We start from the raw sequence: 22,102 nt of genomic DNA, 5'->3' as shown, positions 1-22,102 counted from the left end.
CCGGGCTTCTTCCGCATATTTGCTGGGTCTGCGTCCACAGTCCGCCGTACCTGACGTAGCATCGCCTATCGGGCCACCCCACCTGCTCCCAGGTCAACGCACGGATCGTCAGGCGCAGTTGGCCCGCCTCGGGAGGACCAGATGAAGCATCGCGGCAGACACCGACGACGCAGGCGGGGCCAGGCGCTGCGGGCGTTCCTGGCCGGGACCGCGCTCGCGCTCACCGGCGCCGCCACCCTGATCAGTGCCTCCCAGGCCACGGTCGGCACCGATCCGGGCGCCTTGAAGCCGGTCACCTCCGCTGTCTCCCTGGCGGATCTGCGGCTGCGCGAGGAGCGGATCCCGCAGCCCGTGCCCGACGGCCCGGCCCGGCCCGTCGGCGTCGCCGCCGTCCTCGCGGACGCCGACCGCACCCTTCGCGCCGCGGCCGACTGCACCGGAGCCGACCGTTCCGCGCTGCCCATAGCGCCCGCGGCCACCCGGGCGCACTGCTGGGACGAAACGGGCACCGAGGGCTGGCGCACCGGCGCGGTGACCACGTCGGGGGACGCCGACGACGACGGCCGGTGGGGCGCCAACCGTGTGGTCCTCTCCGGCTGGAGCGACCAGCAGGGCCGCTCCCGGGTCGCGTTCGTCGACGCGGGCGACCCGGACCGGCTCACCTACACCTGGGTGGCCCTCACTGTCCCGGCGAGCGGCGACCCCACCGGCCGGCCGCTCGTGTCCACGCTGTCCGGAATGGTCTGGTACCAGGACAAGCTGCTCGTCACCGCCGACGAGGGGCGCGCCCTGTACGTCTACGACCTGGACCGCATCCGGCGCGCCTCCGCAACCCCCGCCGAGACCGCCGCGACCGCGCCCCCGGCGCGCGGCGACCGGTACACGCTGCCCGCCGTCCGCTCGTACCGTCTGACCGGCGCCCGGATCGGCGCGCTCTCCCTCGACCGCAGCACCACGCCCGACAGCCTGGTCGCGAGCGAGTCGGTCCCGGCGGACGCCGACCGGCCCACCCGCCTGTGGCGCTACGCCCTCGACGACGACCCCTCCGGCGCCGGACTGCTCGGCACGAGGCCGCAGGAGGCGTACGAGACGAAGGCGGCCGACGTCCGGGGTGTGCTCGCCCACCGGTCCCAGTGGTACCTGGCCCGCGCGGCGGGCGGGCACGGGACGCTGTGGCGGCAGGACAGCGGTGGCGCGCGGGCGGCGCAGTGCGGGACGGACGAGACGTATCTGTGCTGGAGCGACCCCGCGCAGTCCCTCTCCTACTGGGAGGAGAGCGGTGAGGTCTGGTCGCAGTCGGGGCGGATGCTGTTCTCACTGCCGCTGGACGCGATCGACAGGGCGCTGCGCTAGATGATTCCCTGACCTGCATGACGAACATCCCCGTGACCACCTGGTCCCTGGAGCAGACCGCCCCGACCGACCTGCTCCCGGCCGCCGCGCCGGAGGGCGACGTGCGGATCGTCCGCGCCGAGGTGCCCTCGCCCGAGTTCAGCCGCTTCCTGTACGCGTCCGTGGGCGGGGACATCCGCTGGACCGACCGGCTGGGCTGGACGTACGCGCGGTGGCAGGAGTACCTGCAGCGGCCCGGGGTGGAGACCTGGGTCGCCTACGACCGGGGCACGCCCGCGGGCTATGTGGAGCTGGAGCCGCAGGACGACTCGGTGGTGGAGATCGTCTACTTCGGGCTGATCCCGGCCTTCCGGGGGCGGCGGATCGGCGGGCACCTGCTGTCGTACGGCGCTGCCCGCGCGTGGGACCTCGCGGACCGCTGGCCGGGGCTTGCGCCGACGAAGCGGGTGTGGCTGCATACCTGCAGCAAGGACGGCGAGCACGCGATGGACAACTACCTGCGACGCGGTTTCCAGCTGTTCGACACCAAGGTCGAGGAGGAGCCCCAGGTCCCGACGCCGGGGCCGTGGCCCGGTGCATACGCTGTCTGACTGGCCCGACAAGACGGCGTTCACGCCATGTGACCCACGACACCCCCGTTTCGCATTCCGAGACAGGGATGTCCGCATCTTGGACAAAGCTGGACTCTGTCCAGATCGCCGTGACACGCTTCCGTCATGTCTGGAACTGGAATTGCCTTGGTGAGTCGGCGGCACGTCGACCTCGGCCGCATGTCCAGCGCCATCTGTCCGGCGAGCTGAGACCTCTCCAGCAACGCCGTCCTCCCCCGCTTTGTCTGTCCCCGCGCAATGCTGCGCACGTATGCCCCCATGCGCGTACGCGCAGGTCAGAGCCGCTTTCCGCCTGTCCCGAAGGACGTAGAACCATGGCCGCCACCCCGCAGAACCCTGCCGCCGCGACTTCCCGCCGCAAGGTGAGCCGTCACCGCGGTGAGGGTCAGTGGGCCGTGGGTCACTTCACCCCGCTCAACGGCAACGAACAGTTCAAGAAGGACGACGACGGTCTCAATGTGCGGACACGCATTGAGACGATCTACTCCAAGCGCGGCTTTCACTCCATCGACCCCAACGACCTGCGGGGCCGGATGCGCTGGTGGGGTCTGTACACCCAGCGCAAGCCCGGGATCGACGGCGGCAAGACGGCGATCCTGGAGCCGGAGGAGCTGGACGACGAGTACTTCATGCTGCGCGTCCGTATCGACGGCGGCCGGCTCACCACCCGGCAGCTGCGCGTGATCGGCGAGATCTCGCAGGAGTTCGCCCGCGGCACCGCCGACATCACCGACCGGCAGAACGTCCAGTACCACTGGATCCGGATCGAGGACGTGCCCGAGATCTGGAACCGCCTGGAGGCGGTCGGCCTGTCCACCACCGAGGCCTGCGGTGACACGCCCCGTGTGATCCTCGGCTCGCCCGTCGCCGGTATCGCCGCGGACGAGATCATCGACGGCACCCCGGCGATCGAGGAGATCCACCGCCGGATCGTCGGCAACAAGGCGTTCTCGAACCTGCCCCGCAAGTTCAAGTCCGCGGTCTCCGGCTCGCCGCTGCTGGACGTGGCGCACGAGATCAACGACGTCGCCTTCGTCGGTGTCGTCCACCCCGAGCACGGCCCGGGCTTCGACCTGTGGGTCGGCGGCGGCCTGTCCACCAACCCGAAGATCGGCGTCCGGCTCGGCGCCTGGGTCCCGCTGGACGAGGTACCCGACGTCTACGAGGGCGTCATCTCGATCTTCCGTGACTACGGTTACCGGCGGCTCCGTACGAGGGCTCGCCTGAAGTTCCTGGTCGCCGACTGGGGCCCGGAGAAGTTCCGGCAGGTACTGGAGGACGAGTACCTCAAGCGCAAGCTGACCGACGGCCCCGCGCCCGCCCAGCCCGTGGAGCGCTGGCGCGACCACGTCGGCGTGCACCGGCAGAAGGACGGCCGTTTCTACGTCGGTTTCGCACCGCGGGTCGGCCGCGTCGACGGCGCCACCCTGACCAAGATCGCCGACCTGGCGGAGGCGCACGGCTCGGGCCGGGTCCGCACCACGGTCGAGCAGAAGATGATCGTGCTGGACGTCGACGAGTCGCAGGTCGACTCCCTCGTCGAGGGTCTTCAGGCGCTAGACCTCACGGTCAGGCCGTCCGCGTTCCGGCGCGGCACGATGGCCTGCACCGGCATCGAGTTCTGCAAGCTCGCCATCGTCGAGACCAAGGCGCGCGGCGCCTCCCTGATCGACGAACTGGAGCGCCGGATCCCGGACTTCGACGAGCCGATCACCATCAACATCAACGGCTGCCCGAACGCCTGCGCCCGTATCCAGGTCGCGGACATCGGTCTCAAGGGCCAGCTGGTCCTGAACGACCAGGGCGAGCAGGTCGAGGGCTACCAGGTGCACCTGGGCGGCGCGCTCGGCCTGGAGGCCGGGTTCGGTCGCAAGGTGCGCGGCCTGAAGGTCACCTCGCAGGAGCTGCCCGACTACGTGGAACGCGTGCTGAAGCGCTTCCAGGCGGAGCGCGAGGAGGGCGAGCGGTTCGCGACCTGGGCGGCCCGTGCCTCCGAGGAGGCACTTTCGTGAGCGCAGCGAGCGAAACGAAGGATGCCGTATGAGTGAGCGTGCCGCACCGTTCTACTGCCCCTACTGCGGCGACGAGGACCTGCGTCCGAGTGAGCAGGGCCACGGCGCCTGGGAATGCGCGGCGTGCAACCGCGCATTCCAGCTGAAGTTCCTCGGGCTGCTGGCCCGTGGACTCCAGCACGACACCACGGGAGGGGACGGGATATGACGACCGCTCAGGAAACGCGGAAGGCGGAGCAGCTGAAGGCGCTCGCCGAGCAGGCGGGCCGCGATCTGGAGGAGGCCTCCGCGCTGGAGATCCTCCGGTGGGCGGCGGAAACCTTCGGCAAGCGGTTCTGCGTGACGTCCTCCATGGAGGACGCGGTGGTCGCCCACCTCGCGTCCCGCGCGATGCCCGGCGTCGACGTCGTCTTCCTCGACACCGGTTACCACTTCGAGGAGACCATCGGCACCCGGGACGCCGTCGAGGCCGTGATGGACGTCAACGTCATCACCCTCACCCCGGACCGGACGGTCGCCGAGCAGGACGCGGAGTACGGCCCCAAGCTGCACGACCGGGACCCCGACCTGTGCTGCTTCCTGCGCAAGGTCAAGCCCCTGGAGCGGGGCCTCGGGAACTACGACGCATGGGCGACCGGACTGCGCCGCGACGAGTCCCCGAGCCGGGCGAACACCCCGGTCGTCGCCTGGGACGACAAGCGCCAGAAGGTCAAGATCTCGCCGATCGCCCGCTGGACCCAGGACGACGTGGACGCCTACGTCGCCGAGCACGGCGTCCTGACCAACCCGCTGCTGATGGACGGCTACGCCTCCATCGGCTGCGCCCCCTGCACCCGTCGGGTCCTCGCGGGCGAGGACGCGCGCGCCGGCCGCTGGGCCGGGCGGGCCAAGACCGAGTGCGGGCTGCACGGATGACGACCACCCCACCGACCCCTCAGGAGAAGCACGTGACGAGCGGAGCCACCGTCTGGCTCACGGGCCTGCCGAGCGCCGGCAAGACCACGATCGCGTACGAGCTGGCCGGCCGGCTGCGCGAGGAGGGCCACCTCGTCGAGGTGCTCGACGGCGACGAGATCCGCGAGTTCATCTCGGCGGGCCTCGGCTTCAGCCGCGAGGACCGGCACACCAATGTGCAGCGCATCGGTTACGTCGCCGAGCTGCTCGCCCGTAACGGTGTGAAGGCGCTGGTCCCGGTGATCGCGCCGTACACCGACAGCCGTGACGCGGTGCGCAAACGGCACGCGACGAACGGCACGCCGTACCTGGAGGTGCACGTGGCGACTCCGGTCGAGGTGTGCTCCGTGCGCGATGTGAAGGGGCTCTACGCCAAGCAGGCCGCGGGCGAGCTGTCGGGGCTGACCGGCGTGGACGACCCGTACGAGGAGCCCGACTCGCCCGACCTGCGCATCGAGTCGCAGCACCAGACCGTGCAGGAGTCCGCGGCGTCGGTGTACGCCCTGCTCACCGAAAGGGGACTGGCATGACGACCGTCGCACGCGTGAACGAGGAGACGGACACCCCGTACGCCTTGTCGCATCTGGACGCGCTGGAGTCCGAGGCGGTGCACATCTTCCGCGAGGTGGCGGGCGAGTTCGAGCGGCCGGTGCTTCTCTTCTCCGGCGGCAAGGACTCGATCGTCATGCTGCATCTGGCGTTGAAGGCGTTCGCGCCCGCGCCGGTGCCCTTCTCGCTGCTGCATGTGGACACCGGGCACAACTTCCCCGAGGTCCTCGACTACCGGGATCGTGTGGTGGCCCAGCACGGCCTGCGGCTGCATGTGGCGTCCGTGCAGGACTACATCGACCGCGGTGTGCTCAAGGAGCGCCCGGACGGGACCCGTAACCCGCTGCAGACGCTTCCGCTGACCGAGAAGATCCAGGCCGAGCGTTTCGACGCCGTGTTCGGCGGCGGACGCCGGGACGAGGAGAAGGCGCGGGCGAAGGAGCGGGTGTTCTCGCTGCGCGACGAGTTCTCCCAGTGGGACCCGCGCAGGCAGCGGCCCGAGCTGTGGAACCTGTACAACGGGCGGCACGCGCCCGGTGAGCACGTCCGCGTGTTCCCGCTCAGCAACTGGACCGAGCTGGACGTCTGGCAGTACATCGCCCGTGAGGGCATCGAGCTGCCGTCGATCTACTTCGCGCACGAGCGTGAGGTGTTCCAGCGCAACGGCATGTGGCTGACCGCCGGCGAGTGGGGCGGCCCCAAGGACGGCGAGACCGTCGAGAAGCGGCTGATCCGCTACCGGACCGTCGGCGACATGTCCTGCACCGGTGCCGTCGACTCCGACGCGCAGACGCTGGAGCAGGTCATCACCGAGATCGCCGCGTCCCGGCTGACCGAACGGGGCGCCACGCGTGCCGACGACAAGCTGTCCGAGGCCGCGATGGAAGACCGCAAGCGCGAGGGGTACTTCTAAGCATGAGCACGACCACGACCGAGGAACTCTCGGCCACCACCCTGCTGCGGTTCGCCACCGCCGGCTCCGTCGACGACGGCAAGTCCACGCTCGTCGGCCGGCTGCTGCACGACTCCAAGTCGGTCCTCGCCGACCAGCTGGAGGCGGTGGAGCGCGCGTCGCTGAGCCGTGGCCAGGACGCCCCCGACCTCGCGCTGCTGACCGACGGTCTGCGGGCCGAGCGGGAGCAGGGCATCACCATTGACGTGGCGTACCGCTACTTCGCCACGGCCCGGCGCCGGTTCATCCTGGCGGACACGCCGGGCCATGTGCAGTACACGCGCAACATGGTCACCGGCGCCTCGACGGCCGAGCTGACCGTGATCCTCGTCGACGCCCGCAACGGCGTGGTCGAGCAGACCCGCCGGCACGCCGCGATCGCCGCGCTGCTGCGCGTCCCGCACGTGGTGCTCGCCGTCAACAAGATGGACCTCGTCGGGTACGAGGAGACCGTTTTCAGCGCGATCGCCGAGGAGTTCACGGCGTACGCCACCGAACTCGGCGTCCCCGAGGTCACCGCGATCCCGATCTCCGCGCTCAACGGCGACAACGTCGTGGAACCGTCCGCGCACATGGACTGGTACGGCGGCCCCACCGTCCTGGAACACCTGGAGACCGTTCCCGTCAGCCACGACCTGGCGCACTGCCACGCGCGGCTGCCCGTGCAGTACGTGATCCGGCCGCAGACCGCCGAACACCCCGACTACCGGGGCTACGCGGGCCAGATCGCCGCGGGAACCTTCCGCGTCGGTGAGCAGATCACCGTCCTGCCGTCCGGCCGTTCGACGAAGATCTCCGGCATCGACCTGCTGGGCAAGCCGGTCGACGTCGCCTGGACCACGCAGTCGGTCACCCTCCTGCTTCAGGACGACCTCGACATCTCGCGCGGCGACCTCATCGTGCCCAGCAAGGACGCGCCGCCGACCACCCAGGACATCGAGGCGACCGTCTGCCATGTGGCCGACCAGCCGCTGACCGTCGGCCACCGGGTGCTGCTCAAGCACGGCGCCCGCACGGTCAAGGCGATCGTCAAGGACATCCCGTCCCGGCTCACCCTCGACGACCTGTCCCTGCACCCGCATCCGGGACAGCTCGTCGCCAACGACATCGGCCGGGTGAAGATCCGCACCGCCGAGCCGCTGCCGGTCGACTCCTACGCCGACTCCCGGCGCACCGGCTCCTTCATCCTGATCGACCCCAGCGACGGCACCACGCTCACCGCGGGCATGGTCGGCGAGTCGTTCGCCTCCCCGGAGCCGGTCCGGGACGAGGCCGAGGACGACGGGTGGGACTTCTGACCATGACCTCGACCGACTTCTACTCGTCCTTCGCGAAGGAGGGCGGCCGCGTCGGCAGCGGCGCCCTCGGCAGCGGGCAGGGCGGAGTGACGCGATGTGTGCGATGACGTACGCGCACCGCATGCGCGCCGCTCCGGACAGACCTGCCGACCTCCCGGCCACGACCTGGTAAGGGCGTGCGAACCGGGCCACCGAGAGGAACACCTCCCGTGCCTGCCACACCCGCCCTGCGCCGCGGCCTCGCGGTCCTGGCCGTACTGCCGCTGCTCGCCCTCGCGGCCTGCGGCTACGGCTCCCAGGCCGTGGAGAACACCGAGCAGCCGATCGCCGGGGCGGCGAAGGTGGACGGTCTCGACTCCGTGCGGATCGGCTACTTCGGGAACCTCACCCACGCCACCGCGCTGGTCGGCCGTGAGAAGGGCTTCTTCCAGCAGGAGCTGGGCGGCACCAAGGCGGAGTACGCCGTGTTCAACGCCGGTCCCTCGGAGATCGAGGCGCTGAACTCGGGCTCCGTCGACATCGGCTGGATCGGCCCCTCCCCCGCCGTCAACGGCTATCTCAAGACGGGCGGCAAGAACCTGCGCATCATCTCCGGTTCGGCCTCCGGCGGCGTGAAGCTGGTGGTCGACCCGGAGAAGATCAAGTCCCTGAAGGACGTCAAGGGCAAGAGGATCGCCACCCCGCAGCTCGGCAACACCCAGGACGTGGCCTTCCTCAACTGGATCGCCGAGCAGGGCTGGAAGGTCGACGCGGCGAGCGGAAAGGGCGACGTCTCCGTGGTCCGCTCCGACAACAAGGTCACCCCCGACCTCTACAGGTCGGACTCCGTCGACGGCGCGTGGGTGCCGGAGCCGACCGCGTCCATGCTGGTCGCCGAGGGTGCGAAGGTGCTGCTGGACGAGGCCGATCTGTGGCCCGGCAAGAAGTTCGTGATCACGAACGTCATCGTGTCGCAGAGCTTCCTGAAGGAACACCCGAGGGCTGTCGAGGCCGTACTGCGCGCCTCGGTGCGGACCAACAAGTGGATCAACGAGCAACCGGAGCAGGCGAAGGCCGCGGCGAACGCGCAGCTGAGGGCCGACACCGGCAAGGCGCTGCCCGCCGACGTCATCGACCCGGCATGGCCCTCCATCCGGTTCACCGACGATCCGCTGGCGGCCACGCTCGCCACCCAGGCCGAACACGCTGTGAAGGCAGGGCTGCTGCAGAAGCCGGACCTCACCGGCATCTACGACGTGACACCGCTGAACAAGATCCTCATGGCCGAGGGCGAACCCGAGGTCGACGACGCCGGTCTCGGCGTCGAGTAAGGCACGGAACCCGATGAGTACCCAGGAGGTGACGACCATGGCAACCGCCCTCGCCAAGGCCGCCGACACGGATGTGTCCGTGGAGCACGCCGCGCGCATCGACCACGTCTCGAAGTCCTTCGCCGGCCCCGCCGGGCAGCAACTCGTCCTCGACGACATCACGCTCGATGTCGCGCCCGGCGAGTTCGTCACCCTCCTGGGCGCCTCGGGCTGCGGCAAGTCCACGCTGCTGAACCTGGTGGCGGGGCTCGACAAGCCGTCGTCCGGCGCGATCACCACGGACGGCCGGCCGGCGCTGATGTTCCAGGAGCACGCCCTCTTCCCGTGGCTGACCGCGGGCAAGAACATCGAGCTCGCCCTGAAGCTGCGCGGCGTGCCCAAGCCCGACCGGCGCGGCCGCGCGGAGGATCTGCTGGAACTGGTCCGGCTGCAGGGGGCGTACGGAAAGCGCGTCCACGAACTGTCCGGCGGTATGCGGCAGCGGGTCGCGATGGCCCGCGCGCTCGCGCAGGACAGCAACCTGCTGCTGATGGACGAGCCGTTCGCGGCGCTGGACGCGATCACCCGCGACGTGCTGCACGACGAGCTGACCCGGATCTGGAGCGAGACACGGCTTTCCGTGCTGTTCGTGACGCACAACGTGCGTGAGGCGGTACGGCTCGCGCAGCGCGTCGTGCTGCTGTCGTCGCGTCCGGGACGGATCGCGCGCCAGTGGACGGTCGACATCCCGCAGCCGCGCCGCATCGAGGACGCCGCGGTGGCGGAGCTGTCCCGGGAGATCACCGAAGAACTGCGTGGGGAGATCCGCCGCCATGGCCAGAACTGACACGCACGCCGTCAAGGACGTCAAGGACGGCAAGGACGGCAACGATCTGGCCGGGCTGGAGGCGGGCCTGGACGCGCTGGAGACGGTGCAGACCGGTCGTACGCCGTTCCGCACGACGTTCACGCAGAAGATCGTGCCGCCGGTCACCGCCATCGTGCTGGTGCTGGCGGTGTGGCAGGCGCTGATCAGCTTCAACGTCGTCGACGATCCGAGCAAGCTGCCCTCCCCCGCCGATGTGTGGGGCGAGGTGCGGACGGCCTGGCTGCAGGGCACGTTGTTCGACTACATCTGGACCAGCGTCTCCCGTGGCCTGCTGGGCTTCCTGCTGGCGCTGGCCATCGGCACCCCGCTGGGGCTGCTGGTGGCGCGGGTGCGGTTCGTGCGGGCGGCGATCGGGCCGATCCTGTCCGGTCTGCAGTCGCTGCCGTCGGTGGCCTGGGTGCCGCCGGCCGTCATCTGGCTCGGCCTGAACAACCAGATGATGTTCGCGGTGATCCTGCTGGGCGCCGTCCCGTCCATCGCCAACGGCATCGTCTCGGGCGTGGACCAGGTGCCGCCGCTGTTCCTGCGGGCGGGCCGCACGCTGGGGGCCACCGGTCTGAAGGGCACCTGGCACATCGTGATGCCGGCCGCGCTGCCCGGCTACCTGGCCGGTCTGAAGCAGGGCTGGGCGTTCTCGTGGCGGTCACTGATGGCCGCCGAGATCATCGCTTCCTCTCCCGACCTGGGCGTGGGGCTCGGCCAGTTGCTGGAGAACGGCCGCAACACCAGCTCCATGTCCATGGTGTTCCTCGCCATCCTGCTCATCCTGATCGTCGGTATCGCCATCGACCTGCTGATCTTCAGCCCGCTGGAGCGGCGGGTGCTGCGCAGCCGCGGCCTGCTGGTGAAGAGCTGATCCCCATGCGCCACGAACCGGTCCTCCTGGTCATCGCCCACGGCAGCCGCGACCCGCGGCACGCCGCGACCGTGCACGCCCTGGTGCGGCGGGTACGGTCGCTGCGGCCGGGCCTGCGTGTCGAAACCGGTTTCCTGGACTTCAACATCCCGTCCGTGCGGGGCGTGCTGGAGTCCCTGGCGGCGGAGGGCGTCCGCGATGTCGTGGCGTTGCCGCTGCTGCTGACGCGTGCTTTCCATGCGAAGGCGGACATCCCGGCGGTGCTGCGGGAGGCGCCACGGCGGCTGCGGATCCGCCAGGCGGAGGTGCTCGGCCCCTCACCGCTGCTGCTCGCCGCCCTGGAGCGGCGGCTGTACGAGGCGGGGCTGACGCCCGCCGACAAGGCCTCGACCGGGGTCGTGCTGGCCTCGGCGGGGTCCACCGACCCGGAGGCGATCGCAGTGATCGCAGACATCGCGCGGGAGTGGCGGCACACCGGTTGGTGCGCCGTGCGACCTGCGTTCGCCTCCGCATCCCTGCCCCGCACGGAGGACGCGGTACGGGAGCTTCGGGCGTTGGGGTGCGAACGGGTGGCGGTCGCCCCGTACGTCCTGGCCCCGGGCTTCCTGCCGGACCGCATCGCACGGGGGGCGGCCGAGGCGGACGTACTCGCCGATGTGCTGGGACCGGCGCCGGAGGTGGCCCGGGTGCTGCTGGAGCGGTATGACCGGGCGCGGGCGCCGATGCCGCTGGCAGTAGGGGCCTGAACCCGTTCGGTTGCTCGGCTTCGGCCTGCGCCAGGCGGGCGCGTGTCTGTGGTGCGGACCGTCGAGTGGCCACGCAGGGTCATAGACGGATGACGACGAGGGCGATGTCGTCGGGGGCGCCGTCGGCGACGCCGAGGCGGGTCAGCAGCGCGTCGGCGAGCTGGTCGTGGGCGAGGGTGCTGTCCTGGGCCAGGGCTGTGGTGAGGCGTGCCAGGCCGACGTCGATGTCTTCGTCGCGACGTTCGATGAGGCCGTCGGTGTAGAGAACGAGGGTGTCACCCGGGGCGTAGGACAGGCTGGCCTGGGGGCGGGGGACATGGTGCAGGCGGGCGCCGAGCGGGGGATCGGTCGCCTGGTCCAGTAGTTCCCAGGTCCCGTCGGTGTGGAGCAGGACGGGCGGTGGGTGCCCGGCGTTGCTGTAGATGATCAGCCTGCTGCGGGTGTCGATGAGTGCCTTGACCGCGGTTGCGGCTGTGGCGCCTTCCAGGGAGCGGGCGTACAGACCGAGGACTTCCAGGGCCTGGGCGGGGCTGGGAATGGCGCGGATGACCGCGCTCAGGGCGCTGCGAAGCATGCCCATGACGGCCGCGGCGTCCAGGCCGTGGCCGACGACGTCTCCGACCGCCGCGGCGTAGCGGTCGGGTGGCAGGTCGACGACGTCGTACCAGTCGCCGCACACGTTGAGTGATGTCGTCGCCGGGAGGTAGCGCACGGCGATGTTGTTGTGCCGGTCCAGGTCGGGGACGTAGAGCATGGCTTCCTGCAGGGTGACGGCGACCTGCCGTTCACGGGCGTGGGCCTGACGCAGTTCCTGGTTCAGCCGGTGCAGCTCGCGGGCCCGCAAGTACAGCTCGGCTGCCATGCCCTTCTCCCGCTCGGTGTACTCCCCGGTCAGTCGGCGTGCCCGGCGTGAGTGGGCGAAGGCGGTGACGTCCTCGGCCCGTTGGACGATCCACTTCACCTTGCCGTCAGGCCCGGGAATCGGGGTGTGGATCTCGGACCACCAACGCTCCTCGAACCCGCCCGGCTGGTCGGGGGCGGGGATGTCGTACCGCTGCAGCACCAGGCTGTCCGGTTTCCCGGTCTCCAGGACCCGGCGCAGTGACGTCTCCAGATTGCGTTGTGCGTCGTCGACGGTGCCGGGGTTTTCCGGCAGGGCGTCGAAGAAGTACTTCCCGATCAGCTCGTCCCTGGTCCGGCCGGTGCTCTGCAGGTATGCCGGATTGGCGTAGTGGATCACCAGGTCCGTGTCCAGCACCAGGTACGGGCTTGGTGTGGCGTCGAAGAACGCCGTGAAAGCGATGTCCGCTGTCATTACGCGCTCTCCATGGCCGTGAGCGCGACTGCTGGCACTTCCAATCTACGAGCGATCCAGCGCCCGGGCTTGCCCGGCGCGGATGCGTGTAACATCCACCGAATGGCCCAGGAGATCCCGGAAACCTTCCTGCTCGGCGGCGAACTGCGCGTCCGCCGGCTCGGCTACGGCACCGCGCAGCTGACCGGCCCCGGGTACTGGGGGCCGCGCGGGCATGCCCGTGACGCGGTGGCCGTGCTGCGGCGGGCCGTCGAGCGGGGAGTCACGCTGATCGACACCGCGGACAACTACGGCCCGTCCCTCGCCGAGGAGCTGGTGGCCCAGGCCCTGCACCCCTATCCCGCGGGGCTGGTGATCGCCACCAAGGGCGGCGTCGTACGGACCAGTGACAGCGCATGGCACGTGGACGGGCAGCCCGAGCGGCTGCGGGCGATGTGCGAGGCCAGCCTCGGCGGCTGCGGCTGGACACCATCGACCTGTACCAGCTGCATCGGATCGACCCGAAGGTGCCCATGGCCGAACAGCTCGGTGTGCTGGGCGCGTTGCGCGCCGAGGGGAAGGTCCGGCACATCGGTCTGGACACGGTGACGGCCGAACAGCTCGAAGCAGCAATGGAGGTGACCTCCGTGGCGTCCGTGCAGAACCGCTACAACCTGCTCGACCGCTCCTCGGAGCCGCTGCTGCGGCTGTGCGAAACCCGGGGAATCGCGTTTCTGCCCTGGTTTCCGCTGGGAAACGGGACGTTGACCGCCTACCCGGAGTGCGCCGACATCGCCGCCGCGCACGGGGCGACGCCCGGTCAGGTCGCCCTGGCCTGGCTGCTCCATCACTCCCCGGTGCTCTGCCCGACGCCTGGAACCGGTTCGCTCGCACATCTGGAGGAGAACCTGGACGCCGGTGCCGTACGGCTCTCCCCGGCCGACCGGGCCCGGCTGGACGCCCTGGCTTGACCTTGCCGCTGGGTCAGAGCGCGCTGCTGGGCCTGCGGAGAGTCACCCTGCCGTCGGTTCGGTGAGTTCCACGAGTTTGACGACGGTGTTCCAGTTCCTGGTCGTGGCGATCACGCCCTTGTTCAGCCGGGGTTTGGCCAGGTACTCGGCGAGCTTGGAGCGGCCCAGGCCGTTCGGCGCGTACAGGTACAGGACGCGGTCACCGAGCCGGAACTCCTCGGGGCGGAAAGCCGCCTGGTCGATCTCGGCGAAACGCTCCCCGTCGACCGGCGCGGAGAAGTACGTGGCGTGCAGCTGCCTGGCCTCCAGCTCGGCGGCCGGGAACGGGCAGTTGTCGGCAACCGCCCTCAGACAGGCGTGGTCTCGCACGATGACGTCCACCCCGAAGCCGAACCGTTTCCCGATCGCCTGCGTGAGCTCCGCGGCCAGGGACTCCTCGTCGCCGTGCTCGCTCGTGAACACGGCCTGGCCGCTCTGCAGATACGTGCGCACGGCGTCGTAACCGAGGCTCTCCAGCACGGCGCGCAGGTCGGCCATCGGGACCTTCTTGCTGCCGCCCACGTTGATTCCGCGCAGCAGCGCCGCATACGTCGTCATCCGTCCACCCTAAGCGGCCGTCGTGCCCCCGCGGGGGGCGGGCCTGCACGCACCTGTGACTTGTTCAGCAACGCTTCGTCATCGCGTGTCGGCACGACCGGCGCCATGAGCGGATCGCTGATCATCGACCCGGACATGCGCCGATAGATGTAGGGGGCCGATGTCCTCCCCAGTGCTGAGGACGGGGTGGCCGTCCGGAGGATCCGGGGCCCCGGCGCTTCACCGGGCAGCACGACGAGATGGCTTTATCCGGCCCATACCTTCGAAACGAAAGGTGGCGGCAGGGGGCCGCCACCGCACACGAGGGGGCAGCCCGTCATGGGGAGCGGAGACACACGCGTGCGGGGACTCGCCGCCCGGGCCGGCGGCTGGAGCGCCCGGCACCGATGGGCGGCCGTGGGGATCTGGGTGCTGTTCGTCGTCCTGGCGATGGGGCTCGGTTCGGCGGCCGGCCGGGTCGACGTCAAGGCCAGCGACCAGCTCAAGGGGGAGACACACACCGCCGCGAAGATCATCGAGGACGCCGGCATCGAGGAACCGGCCGGTGAGACCGTCCTGATCCAGTCGAAGGACGGCAGCCTCAAGGCCACGGATCCCGCGTTCCGGGCCGCCGTCGCCGATGTGGTGAGGGCCGTCGACGCGACCGGTGAGGTCACGGACGTCAGCACGCCGTATGACACGAAGACGATTTCCCAGGACGGGCGCAGCGCCCTGGTGCAGTTCGACATGAAGGGGGAGTCGGACACCGCGGGTGAGCGGGTGGAGCCGGTGCTGAGGGCCGTCGAGCGGGTCCAGCAGGAGCACGAGACGCTGCGGATCGAGGAGATCGGCGGCGCCAGCATGATGAAGACGTTCGACGACGCCTTCGGCGACGATTTCCAGAAGGCCGAGTACTCGGCCGTACCGGTGGCGCTCGGCATTCTGCTCATCGCGTTCGGCGCGCTGGTGGCGGCGCTGCTGCCGGTGGCGTTGGCGATCACCGCGATCATGGCGACGATGGGGCTGATGGGCGTCGTCAGCCATGTGATGCCGATGAGCGAGACGGCGAACTCGGTGATGCTGCTGGTCGGTCTGGCCGTCGGCGTCGACTACTGCCTGTTCTATCTGCGCCGTGAGCGCGAGGAGCGCGAGGCCGGCCGGGACGCGCAGACGGCACTGCGGATCGCCGCCGCGACCAGTGGCCACGCGATCATCGTCTCCGGCGTCACGGTGTGCGTGGCGATGGCGGGCATGCTGTTCACCGGGCTCGCCGAGTTCGAGGCGATGGGGCTGGCCTCCCTGATGGTCGTCGCGGTCGCCATGGTCGGATCGGTGACCGTACTGCCCGCGCTGCTGTCACTGCTGGGCGAGCGGGTCGAGAAGGGCCGGATCCCGTTCCTGCGCAGGCGGAAGCGGAACGGCAACCGGGAGAGCCGGTTCTGGACCGCCGTACTGAAGGGCGTCCTCGCCAAGCCCGTCGTCTCCGTCGTCGTGGCGGCCGGCGCGCTGCTGGCCATCGCGGCTCCCGCGCTCGGCATGAAGACGCAGAACCTGACGCTGGACCAGGAGTTCGGCGACTCGCTGCCCATCGTGCAGACGTACAACCGGGTCAACGAGGCCTTCCCGGGCGGCTCCGAGCCCGCCGAGGTGGTGGTCAAGGCGGATGACATCAACGCGACCGAGGTGCAGTCGGCGCTCGCCGACTTCCGTGAGCGGGCGATCAGTTCGGGCGCCTCGCGCGGCCCGGTCGACATCAAGCTGGACGACGCGAAGAACGTCGCCTTCGTATACGTCCCGCTGGTCGGCGGTTCCGACCTGGACCAGGCGGGCGCCAGCCTGGACAAACTCCGCGACGAGGTGCGGCCGGCGACGCTCGGCACGGTCGACGGCGTCGAGGCGCCGATCACCGGCGGGGTCGCCATGTCGAAGGACTTCAACGACCAGCTCGTCGGGTCGGTCGCCCCGGTCTTCGCGTTCGTCGTGGTGTTCGCCTTCCTGCTGATGCTGCTGTCGTTCCGCTCGCTGACCGTCGCGATCACCTCGATCGTGCTGAACCTGCTGTCGGTGGGCGCGACCTACGGCATCCTGGTCGCCGTCTTCCAGCACGGCTGGGGCGCGTCCCTGGTGGGCGCTCAGGGCGTGGGCGCCATCGTCAGCTGGCTGCCGCTGTTCCTGTTCGTGATCCTGTTCGGGCTGTCGATGGACTACCACGTGTTCGTGGTCTCGCGGATCCGGGAGGCGCGGCTGCGCGGCCGTACGACGAAGGACGCCATCACGCACGGCGTGGTCACCACGGCGGGGGTCGTGACCAGCGCCGCGGTCATCATGGTCGCCGTCTTCGCGATCTTCGGAACCCTGTCCATGCAGTCCATGAAGCAGATGGGCGTCGGCCTCGCGGCGGCGGTCCTCATCGACGCCACGATCATCCGGGGGGTGCTGCTGCCTGCGGTGATGGCGCTGCTCGGGGAGCGGAACTGGTACCTGCCGAAGTGGCTGAACCGCCTGCCGGACCTGACGCACGACGAGGCCGCCGACGCGGTGGCCGGGACACGGACGCCGGTGGTGGAGGAAGGGGAGCGGGTGCGGGTCTGATCTCCGAGGCCCCCGGCCGGTCAAGCCCCGCGCGCAGGCAGGGGCTGACCACGCGTCAAACGAGGGCCTGTCGGCTCCAGTGAACCGACGGGCCCTCGCTCATGCGCTCATGCGTGCGTCGCGGCGGCCAGTTCCGCCTCGATCAGGTCGGCCGCGCGCCGCGTACCGCCCTTCTTCGCCATCTCCGCCTGGAGGTCCGCCAGTCGGCGGGCGACCTCCGGGTCGTCGATGAGGGCGAGGGCCGCCTCGCGGAGTGTCTCGGCGGTGGCCTCCTCCGCCGGGACATGGCGGGCGACGCCGAGGCCCTGCAGCATGTCCGCGTTGCCGAACTGGTCGACCGCCTGCGGTACGGCGATCATCGGGGTGGCCGTGGCCATGCCCTCCTGGCTGCCGCCCGCGCCCGCGTGCGTGACGAACAGGTCGGCCTGCTTGAGGATCGCGAGCTGGGGGACCCAGGACCGTACCTCCACGTTCCCCGGCACCTCCCCCAGCTCGGCGGGGTCGACATGCTTGCCGATCTGGAGCACCAGGTGCCAACCCGGCAGCCCGGCGAACGCCTTCACGCACTCCCGGTAGAACGCCGGCTGCCTGGTGAAGGCCGACCCGAGCGAGACGAGCACGACCTTCTGGGCGTCGGCGGGCCGCCGCCAGCCGCCCTCCGCGCCGCGGTCGCCCTGGCAGGCGCCGACGAAGGTGTGCACGGTCTCGTCGACCCGGTCGGCGTTCGGCTGGAGTGCCTTGGGGATCAGGACGATCGAGCGGGCCGGGCGGCCGACGAAGGGGTCGGGGTGCTGGGAGATGCCGTTCTCCGCCAGCCAGGCCTGGAAGCGCGCGTAGTAGGCCCGGCCCCGCTCGGTCTTCTTGGGCTCCGACCACATCGGCTCGGCGACCTCCTCCTCGTAGCCGTTCCAGGCGACGAGGTTCGGCGAGAGGGAGATGGCCGGGACGCCCCAGCGGTGGGCCAGCACCCGCGCCGCGTACGAGGTGATGTCGTGCAGCACGAGGTCCGGCTCGTCGCCCTCGTACGCCGCGATCAGCTGCGGCAGGGCCTGGATGGCGTCGTCGAGGAACGGCTCGACGTTGTCCAGCAGGGTGGTGCCCCACGCCTCAGGGTCGTCGTCGGGCGAGGGCAGCGTCGAGTTCCAGAGCTTCACCTCGGCGCCGGTCTCGGCGACCTTCTCCGCGAACACCGGGGGGATCGCATACGTCACCCGGTGCCCCCGCGCGACAAGCTCGCGGATCACCTCCAGGCTCGGGTTCACGTGGCCGTGGGCGGCGATGGAGAGCATGGCGATGTGGGTCATGTCCCCGACCATAAGCGAGACGATACGTCTCGTGCAACCATTGCCGCCCCGCTCCGGCACCACCTCCGCGTCGCCGCTCACCGCTGATAGCGCACCAGCACCGGATTCCCGTCCTCCTCCAGCCGCCTTCGCAGCTCGTCGACGTCGATCGCGCCGCTTCGACACCGGCCTGGACATCTGCTTCTGCGATCCGCACAGTCCCTGGCAGCGCGGCACCAACGAAAACACCAACGGCCTGCTGCGTCAGTACTTCCCCAAGGGCACCGACCTCAGCAGACACAGCCGAGCGCTCTCGACGCCGTCGCCCTCAACGGCCGCCCCCGGAAGACCCTCGGATGGCGAACACCGGCCGAAGCATTCACCCAGCATCTGCACTCGCTGACAGGACGTGTTGCGACGACTCCTTGAACTCGGGCAGCACCTGCCGGTCGAAACCCTTCGGCGCCTGCTGCACGATCTGCTGGCGGTACGAGAACCCGAGCGGGACCATCGCGTACTTGCCGCAGCACCAGGAACCACGCGCCGTGGTCGCGGCCACGCCGCTCACGGCTCCGGCTCGGCGGGCGTTTCGCGGGGCGCCTCACCTCGGTCGCCGATGTCACGAACATCGGCCCCTTGCGCGGCTCGTGACGTGCTGGAGCCCGGCGGGCCCCCGTCGTGGCCGTGCAGGCGGTAGGGGTCGTCAGGCACCGCGCACACCGTCCGACCTGTGCGAATGCGACACTGGCCGGCGGACGGCGGGAACGCGACACCGCGGGTCGGGGTCATGGACCCCGGGACGCCGGATCACGGAGGCGGGCGATGGACGAGGCACGGGCGCGGAACGTACTGGCCGCGGCAGGGGTGCTGCCCGGTCCGGCGCGGGACGCGCGGCTCCTCGCCCTCGGCGAGAACGCGGTGTTCGCCGCAGGTGACCTGGTCGTCAAGGTGGGCCGCGATGCCGAACTCCTCGACCGGGCGCGCCGGGAGCTGGCCATCGCGCTGTGGCTGGCGGACGCCGGTGTCCCCGCGGTCCGGGCGGCCGAGGACACGGCCCTGCTCGTCGAGGGGCACCCGGTGACCGTGTGGCACCGGCTGCCCGAGCCCGTACGGCCCGCCGATCCCCGGGATGTGGCCGGACTGCTACGGGTTGTCCACGCACTGCCCTCCCCTTCCTTCGAGCTGCCGCCCCGCGATCTGCTGGGCGGTGTGGAACGCTGGCTGCGGCTCGCCGGTGACGCGATCGACCCGGCGGACGCGGCGTATCTGCGGGAGCGGCGCGACGGGTTCGCGGCCGCCGCGGCAGCCCTCACCCCGCATCTGCCGCCCGGCCCGATCCACGGCGACGCGCTGCCCCGCAATGTGCACGTCGGCCCCGACGGGCCGGTCCTGGTCGACCTGGAGACCTTCTCCGCCGACCTGCGCGAGCACGACCTGGTGGTGATGGCCCTCGCCCGCGACCGCTACGGGCTTCCCGCCGAGGCCTACGACTCCTTCACCGAGGCCTACGGCTGGGACGTACGCGCGTGGGAGGGATGTGCGGTGCTGCGCGGGGCGCGCGAGACGGCCAGTTGTGCCTGGGTGGCCCAGCACGCGCCGAGCAGCCCCAAGGCGCTGGCCGAGTTCGCGCGCCGGGTGGCGTCCCTGCGGGACGGGGACGAGACGGTGCGCTGGTATCCGTTCTGAGCCGCCGCCGCTGCCGGGCGGGGGACCTCAGACCCGCTCGTCGGCAGGCTCCCGCAGGGGCCACAGCCCGTCCACCACGGCGGTGGCGTCGCCCTTGCGGCGCAGGAAGTTCTGGAAGTCCGCCGCCCACTCGGCGTACCACTCGACCTGACGGCGGTGCAGTTCCGCCGGGCCGAGGGCCGCGATCTTGGGGTGGCGGCCGGCTATCGCACAGGCCAGCAGGGCCGCGGCGAGGGCGTCGGCGGAGGCGTCGTGGGCGGCGTCGAGGGCGATGCCGTACTCCGTGCAGACCGCTTCGAGGTTGCGCTTGCCGCGCCGGTAGCGGTCGACCTGGCGGTCGATGGTGTACGGGTCGATGACCGGCGCCGGATTCAGGCCGCCGAGGCGGTCGCGCAGGGACGGCAGGCCGTACCGCCGCAGTTCGGCGGAGAGCAGGGTCAGGTCGAAGGCCGCGTTGTAGGCGACGACCGGGACGCCCGTCTTCCAGTACGCCACGAGCACGTCCGCGATGGCGTCCGCGACCCGGTCGGCGGGACGGCCCTCGGCGGCCGCGCGTTCGTTGCTGATCCCGTGCACCGCCACCGCGTCCGCCGGGATCTCCACTCCCGGGTCCGCCAGCCACTCCCGCCGTCCCATGGGCTGCCCGCCCCTGACCTCGATCACGGCCCCCGTGACAATGCGCGCCTCACGCGGATCGGTCCCGGTCGTCTCCAGGTCGAAGCCGATCAGCAGCTCCCGGTGCCAGCCCATGGGCGGCCCCCCTTCTTGGTGGTGCTTTCCCCCAGTGGTCTCCACGATCGCATGCGGCACTGACAATCAGAGGACAGCATTCCGCTTCGGGCGCGGGCGCGACGGCTTGATGCGCGGGCGGGACGGCGGGAAAGGTGACGCCGATTCAGGACACAGGGCGTGAATCCACCCATGCCGCCTCGAACTCCTCCCGGTACGTACCGAAGAGTCCACCCTCGTCCACCTCGCCCGACTTGACCACCCGGTTGCCGTTCCGCAGTACCAGCACCGGCGCCTCCATCCCCCGCGTGCGGCGCAGATAGGACTGCACGACCGCGATGCCGTCGGAGCCGTCGCCGTCCACGAGGTAGGCGGTGAAGCGGGGCGTCTCGTCGTAGACCTGGATCTCGAAGGCGCCCGGGTCCCGCAGCCGGGAGCGCACGCGGCGCATGTGCAGGATGTTCATCTCCACGGCCCGGCTCAGTTCGCCCCGTTTGATACCGAGTTCGCGCTCCCGCCGCTTCACCGCGCTGGAGGCCGGGTTGAGGAACAGCAGCCGTACCCGGCAGCCGCCCTCGGCCAGGCGCAGCAGGCGGCGCCCGGAGAAGTTCTGCACGAGCAGGTTGAGGCCGATGCCGATGGCGTCGAGGCGGCGGGCGCCGCCGAAGATGTCCTCGGCGGGGAACTGGCGCATCAGCCGCACCCGGTCGGGGTGCACGGCGACCACGTCCGAGTAGCGGTCGCCGACCAGGTCCTCGACCGCGTCGACCGGCAGTCGGCGCGCCGAGGGAACGTCCCCGCCCGCGCCGAGGATCTCCAGCAGCCGTGCCGAGGCCCGCTCGGCCTGGTTCAGCACGGCCTCGGACAGGGCCCGGTTGCGGGAGACGACGTTCCGGGTGACCTCCAGCTCGTCGAGCGCGAGTTCGACGTCCCGCCGCTCGTCGACGTACGGTTCGAAGCACGGCCAGTGCTGCACCATCAGCTCGCGCAGTTGCGGCAGGGTGAGGAAGCTGAGGACGTTGTCGTCGGCGGGGTCGAGCAGATAGCCCTTGCGGCGGCTGACCTCGCGTACGGCGACCGCGCGCTGGACCCACTCCTGGCCGGCCGGGCCGGCCGCGGCGACCACCCAGTCGTCGCCGTGGACGGGTTCGTAGATGGGCCGCAGCACGGCGGCCACGACCGCGCGCAGCCGCTGCTCTACGAGGTTCAGCCAGATGTAGGCACGGCCGGCCCGCTGGGCGCGGGTGCGCACCTCGTGCCAGGCGTCGGCGTCCCAGTCCAGTTCCGGGCCGATCGAGTGGGTCTCCATCGGTCTGGCCAGGGACACCGTGCCGGGCGGGACGTCTGTGGAGTTCCCCTCGTGACCCTCGTCACCAGGGGGCAGCTCCAGCCCTCCCGAGCCCACCCGCGCACCGCCTTCCGCTCCCCCGAGCACTCCCGTCTCAACGATCAAGGAAGGGTA

General features: G+C 70.6%; 20 protein-coding genes and 3 pseudogenes. 17 read left to right on the top strand and 6 right to left on the bottom strand.

Translation table 11 applies throughout. The annotated features are described in order from the left end of the window. Positions 1 to 141 precede the first annotated feature (141 nt). From KWI83_RS09230 to KWI83_RS09170, 13 genes are all read left to right on the top strand, one after another. Complete coding sequence (locus KWI83_RS09230) at positions 142 to 1,353, top strand: hypothetical protein (RefSeq protein WP_218513805.1); 1,212 nt, start codon at positions 142 to 144, stop codon at positions 1,351 to 1,353. Between the two features lie 17 nt (positions 1,354 to 1,370). Continuing rightward, positions 1,371 to 1,943, top strand: coding sequence for a GNAT family N-acetyltransferase (locus KWI83_RS09225; RefSeq protein ID WP_218513804.1), 573 nt, complete (start codon positions 1,371 to 1,373; stop codon positions 1,941 to 1,943). A 126-nt stretch (positions 1,944 to 2,069) separates the two neighbouring features. Then, positions 2,070 to 2,153 carry a putative leader peptide gene (locus KWI83_RS40220; protein ID WP_309486338.1) on the top strand — a complete coding sequence of 28 codons (84 nt, stop codon included), beginning with the start codon at positions 2,070 to 2,072 and terminating at the stop codon, positions 2,151 to 2,153. 125 nt (positions 2,154 to 2,278) lie between these two features. Next, entirely contained in the window at positions 2,279 to 3,976 is a 1,698-nt protein-coding gene (locus KWI83_RS09220; protein ID WP_218513803.1) for a nitrite/sulfite reductase, read from the top strand. A 28-nt stretch (positions 3,977 to 4,004) separates the two neighbouring features. Then, positions 4,005 to 4,184, top strand: a complete 180-nt coding sequence (locus tag KWI83_RS09215) for a hypothetical protein (protein WP_218513802.1) — start codon at positions 4,005 to 4,007, stop codon at positions 4,182 to 4,184. Next, entirely contained in the window at positions 4,181 to 4,891 is a 711-nt protein-coding gene (locus tag KWI83_RS09210; RefSeq protein WP_218513801.1) for a phosphoadenylyl-sulfate reductase, read from the top strand. The genes KWI83_RS09215 and KWI83_RS09210 overlap by 4 nt, the downstream gene beginning before the upstream one ends. After that, the gene (cysC, locus tag KWI83_RS09205) at positions 4,888 to 5,460 is read left to right on the top strand and encodes an adenylyl-sulfate kinase (RefSeq protein ID WP_218513800.1); all 573 of its coding nucleotides are present in this window, start codon (positions 4,888 to 4,890) and stop codon (positions 5,458 to 5,460) included. Before KWI83_RS09210 ends, cysC begins: the two co-directional genes overlap by 4 nt. Beyond that, positions 5,457 to 6,392, top strand: a complete 936-nt coding sequence (gene cysD / locus KWI83_RS09200) for a sulfate adenylyltransferase subunit CysD (protein ID WP_218513799.1) — start codon at positions 5,457 to 5,459, stop codon at positions 6,390 to 6,392. The genes cysC and cysD overlap by 4 nt, the downstream gene beginning before the upstream one ends. A gap of 2 nt (positions 6,393 to 6,394) precedes the next feature. Further along, positions 6,395 to 7,729, top strand: coding sequence for a sulfate adenylyltransferase subunit 1 (locus tag KWI83_RS09195; protein ID WP_218513798.1), 1,335 nt, complete (start codon positions 6,395 to 6,397; stop codon positions 7,727 to 7,729). Positions 7,730 to 7,938: 209 nt separating this feature from the next. After that, the gene (locus KWI83_RS09185; RefSeq protein WP_218513796.1) at positions 7,939 to 9,039 is read left to right on the top strand and encodes an aliphatic sulfonate ABC transporter substrate-binding protein; all 1,101 of its coding nucleotides are present in this window, start codon (positions 7,939 to 7,941) and stop codon (positions 9,037 to 9,039) included. 37 nt (positions 9,040 to 9,076) lie between these two features. Further along, positions 9,077 to 9,865, top strand: coding sequence for an ABC transporter ATP-binding protein (locus KWI83_RS09180; protein ID WP_218513795.1), 789 nt, complete (start codon positions 9,077 to 9,079; stop codon positions 9,863 to 9,865). Further along, complete coding sequence (locus tag KWI83_RS09175; RefSeq protein ID WP_218513794.1) at positions 9,852 to 10,763, top strand: ABC transporter permease; 912 nt, start codon at positions 9,852 to 9,854, stop codon at positions 10,761 to 10,763. Before KWI83_RS09180 ends, KWI83_RS09175 begins: the two co-directional genes overlap by 14 nt. Before the next feature lie 5 nt (positions 10,764 to 10,768). After that, complete coding sequence (locus KWI83_RS09170) at positions 10,769 to 11,509, top strand: sirohydrochlorin chelatase (protein ID WP_218513793.1); 741 nt, start codon at positions 10,769 to 10,771, stop codon at positions 11,507 to 11,509. A gap of 79 nt (positions 11,510 to 11,588) precedes the next feature. Here the strand turns inward: KWI83_RS09170 and KWI83_RS09165 are convergent, their stop codons facing one another. After that, the gene (locus tag KWI83_RS09165) at positions 11,589 to 12,824 is read right to left on the bottom strand and encodes a SpoIIE family protein phosphatase (RefSeq protein WP_218513792.1); all 1,236 of its coding nucleotides are present in this window, start codon (positions 12,822 to 12,824) and stop codon (positions 11,589 to 11,591) included. Between the two features lie 102 nt (positions 12,825 to 12,926). Here KWI83_RS09165 and KWI83_RS09160 point away from each other — a divergent pair. Next, positions 12,927 to 13,774, top strand: a pseudogene (locus KWI83_RS09160) (aldo/keto reductase). Between the two features lie 42 nt (positions 13,775 to 13,816). Here KWI83_RS09160 and KWI83_RS09155 read toward each other — a convergent pair. Beyond that, positions 13,817 to 14,371: a DUF1697 domain-containing protein gene (locus tag KWI83_RS09155; protein ID WP_218513791.1), complete on the bottom strand. Its 555-nt coding sequence runs from the start codon at positions 14,369 to 14,371 to the stop codon at positions 13,817 to 13,819. Positions 14,372 to 14,689: 318 nt separating this feature from the next. On the opposite strand from KWI83_RS09155, the gene KWI83_RS09150 reads away from it, so the two are divergent. Beyond that, on the top strand, positions 14,690 to 16,942 hold the full coding sequence (locus KWI83_RS09150) for an MMPL family transporter (protein ID WP_218513790.1): 2,253 nt from the start codon (positions 14,690 to 14,692) through the stop codon (positions 16,940 to 16,942). Positions 16,943 to 17,049: 107 nt separating this feature from the next. Here KWI83_RS09150 and mgt read toward each other — a convergent pair. Then, positions 17,050 to 18,334, bottom strand: a pseudogene (mgt, locus tag KWI83_RS09145) (macrolide-inactivating glycosyltransferase). Positions 18,335 to 18,409: 75 nt separating this feature from the next. On the opposite strand from mgt, the pseudogene KWI83_RS09140 reads away from it, so the two are divergent. Next, a pseudogene (locus tag KWI83_RS09140) lies at positions 18,410 to 18,654 on the top strand (transposase); the annotation flags it as partial. On the opposite strand, the gene KWI83_RS09135 reads toward KWI83_RS09140, so the two are convergent. Next, positions 18,605 to 18,784: a hypothetical protein gene (locus KWI83_RS09135; RefSeq protein ID WP_218513904.1), complete on the bottom strand. Its 180-nt coding sequence runs from the start codon at positions 18,782 to 18,784 to the stop codon at positions 18,605 to 18,607. The pseudogene KWI83_RS09140 and the gene KWI83_RS09135 sit on opposite strands and share 50 nt — an antisense overlap. A 263-nt stretch (positions 18,785 to 19,047) precedes the next feature. Here KWI83_RS09135 and KWI83_RS09130 point away from each other — a divergent pair, with 263 nt between their 5' ends. Continuing rightward, the gene (locus tag KWI83_RS09130; RefSeq protein ID WP_218513788.1) at positions 19,048 to 19,911 is read left to right on the top strand and encodes a phosphotransferase enzyme family protein; all 864 of its coding nucleotides are present in this window, start codon (positions 19,048 to 19,050) and stop codon (positions 19,909 to 19,911) included. A 27-nt stretch (positions 19,912 to 19,938) separates the two neighbouring features. Here the strand turns inward: KWI83_RS09130 and KWI83_RS09125 are convergent, their stop codons facing one another. Beyond that, positions 19,939 to 20,661: a 3'-5' exonuclease gene (locus KWI83_RS09125; RefSeq protein WP_218513787.1), complete on the bottom strand. Its 723-nt coding sequence runs from the start codon at positions 20,659 to 20,661 to the stop codon at positions 19,939 to 19,941. A gap of 145 nt (positions 20,662 to 20,806) precedes the next feature. Then, a complete protein-coding gene (locus tag KWI83_RS09120; protein ID WP_218513898.1) occupies positions 20,807 to 22,045 on the bottom strand; it encodes an SAV2148 family HEPN domain-containing protein in 1,239 nt (412 codons plus the stop codon). Positions 22,046 to 22,102 lie beyond the last annotated feature (57 nt).

Origin of the sequence: Streptomyces sp. TRM70350 (genome assembly GCF_019219825.1) — a bacterium.
Classification (GTDB): domain Bacteria; phylum Actinomycetota; class Actinomycetes; order Streptomycetales; family Streptomycetaceae; genus Streptomyces.
This window is presented reverse-complemented; position numbering and strand designations above follow the sequence as displayed.

Excerpts from the sequence above, each read along its gene's own strand:
- KWI83_RS09230 (WP_218513805.1), top strand. The coding sequence starts at position 142 with ATGAAGCATCGCGGCAGACACCGACGACGCAGGCGGGGCCAGGCGCTG.
- KWI83_RS09225 (WP_218513804.1), top strand. The coding sequence starts at position 1,371 with ATGACGAACATCCCCGTGACCACCTGGTCCCTGGAGCAGACCGCCCCG.
- KWI83_RS40220 (WP_309486338.1), top strand. The coding sequence starts at position 2,070 with ATGTCTGGAACTGGAATTGCCTTGGTGAGTCGGCGGCACGTCGACCTC.
- KWI83_RS09220 (WP_218513803.1), top strand. The coding sequence starts at position 2,279 with ATGGCCGCCACCCCGCAGAACCCTGCCGCCGCGACTTCCCGCCGCAAG.
- KWI83_RS09215 (WP_218513802.1), top strand. The coding sequence starts at position 4,005 with ATGAGTGAGCGTGCCGCACCGTTCTACTGCCCCTACTGCGGCGACGAG.
- KWI83_RS09210 (WP_218513801.1), top strand. The coding sequence starts at position 4,181 with ATGACGACCGCTCAGGAAACGCGGAAGGCGGAGCAGCTGAAGGCGCTC.
- cysC (WP_218513800.1), top strand. The coding sequence starts at position 4,888 with ATGACGACCACCCCACCGACCCCTCAGGAGAAGCACGTGACGAGCGGA.
- cysD (WP_218513799.1), top strand. The coding sequence starts at position 5,457 with ATGACGACCGTCGCACGCGTGAACGAGGAGACGGACACCCCGTACGCC.
- KWI83_RS09195 (WP_218513798.1), top strand. The coding sequence starts at position 6,395 with ATGAGCACGACCACGACCGAGGAACTCTCGGCCACCACCCTGCTGCGG.
- KWI83_RS09180 (WP_218513795.1), top strand. The coding sequence starts at position 9,077 with ATGGCAACCGCCCTCGCCAAGGCCGCCGACACGGATGTGTCCGTGGAG.
- KWI83_RS09175 (WP_218513794.1), top strand. The coding sequence starts at position 9,852 with ATGGCCAGAACTGACACGCACGCCGTCAAGGACGTCAAGGACGGCAAG.
- KWI83_RS09170 (WP_218513793.1), top strand. The coding sequence starts at position 10,769 with ATGCGCCACGAACCGGTCCTCCTGGTCATCGCCCACGGCAGCCGCGAC.
- KWI83_RS09165 (WP_218513792.1), bottom strand. The coding sequence starts at position 12,824 with ATGACAGCGGACATCGCTTTCACGGCGTTCTTCGACGCCACACCAAGC.
- KWI83_RS09155 (WP_218513791.1), bottom strand. The coding sequence starts at position 14,371 with ATGACGACGTATGCGGCGCTGCTGCGCGGAATCAACGTGGGCGGCAGC.
- KWI83_RS09150 (WP_218513790.1), top strand. The coding sequence starts at position 14,690 with ATGGGGAGCGGAGACACACGCGTGCGGGGACTCGCCGCCCGGGCCGGC.
- KWI83_RS09130 (WP_218513788.1), top strand. The coding sequence starts at position 19,048 with ATGGACGAGGCACGGGCGCGGAACGTACTGGCCGCGGCAGGGGTGCTG.
- KWI83_RS09125 (WP_218513787.1), bottom strand. The coding sequence starts at position 20,661 with ATGGGCTGGCACCGGGAGCTGCTGATCGGCTTCGACCTGGAGACGACC.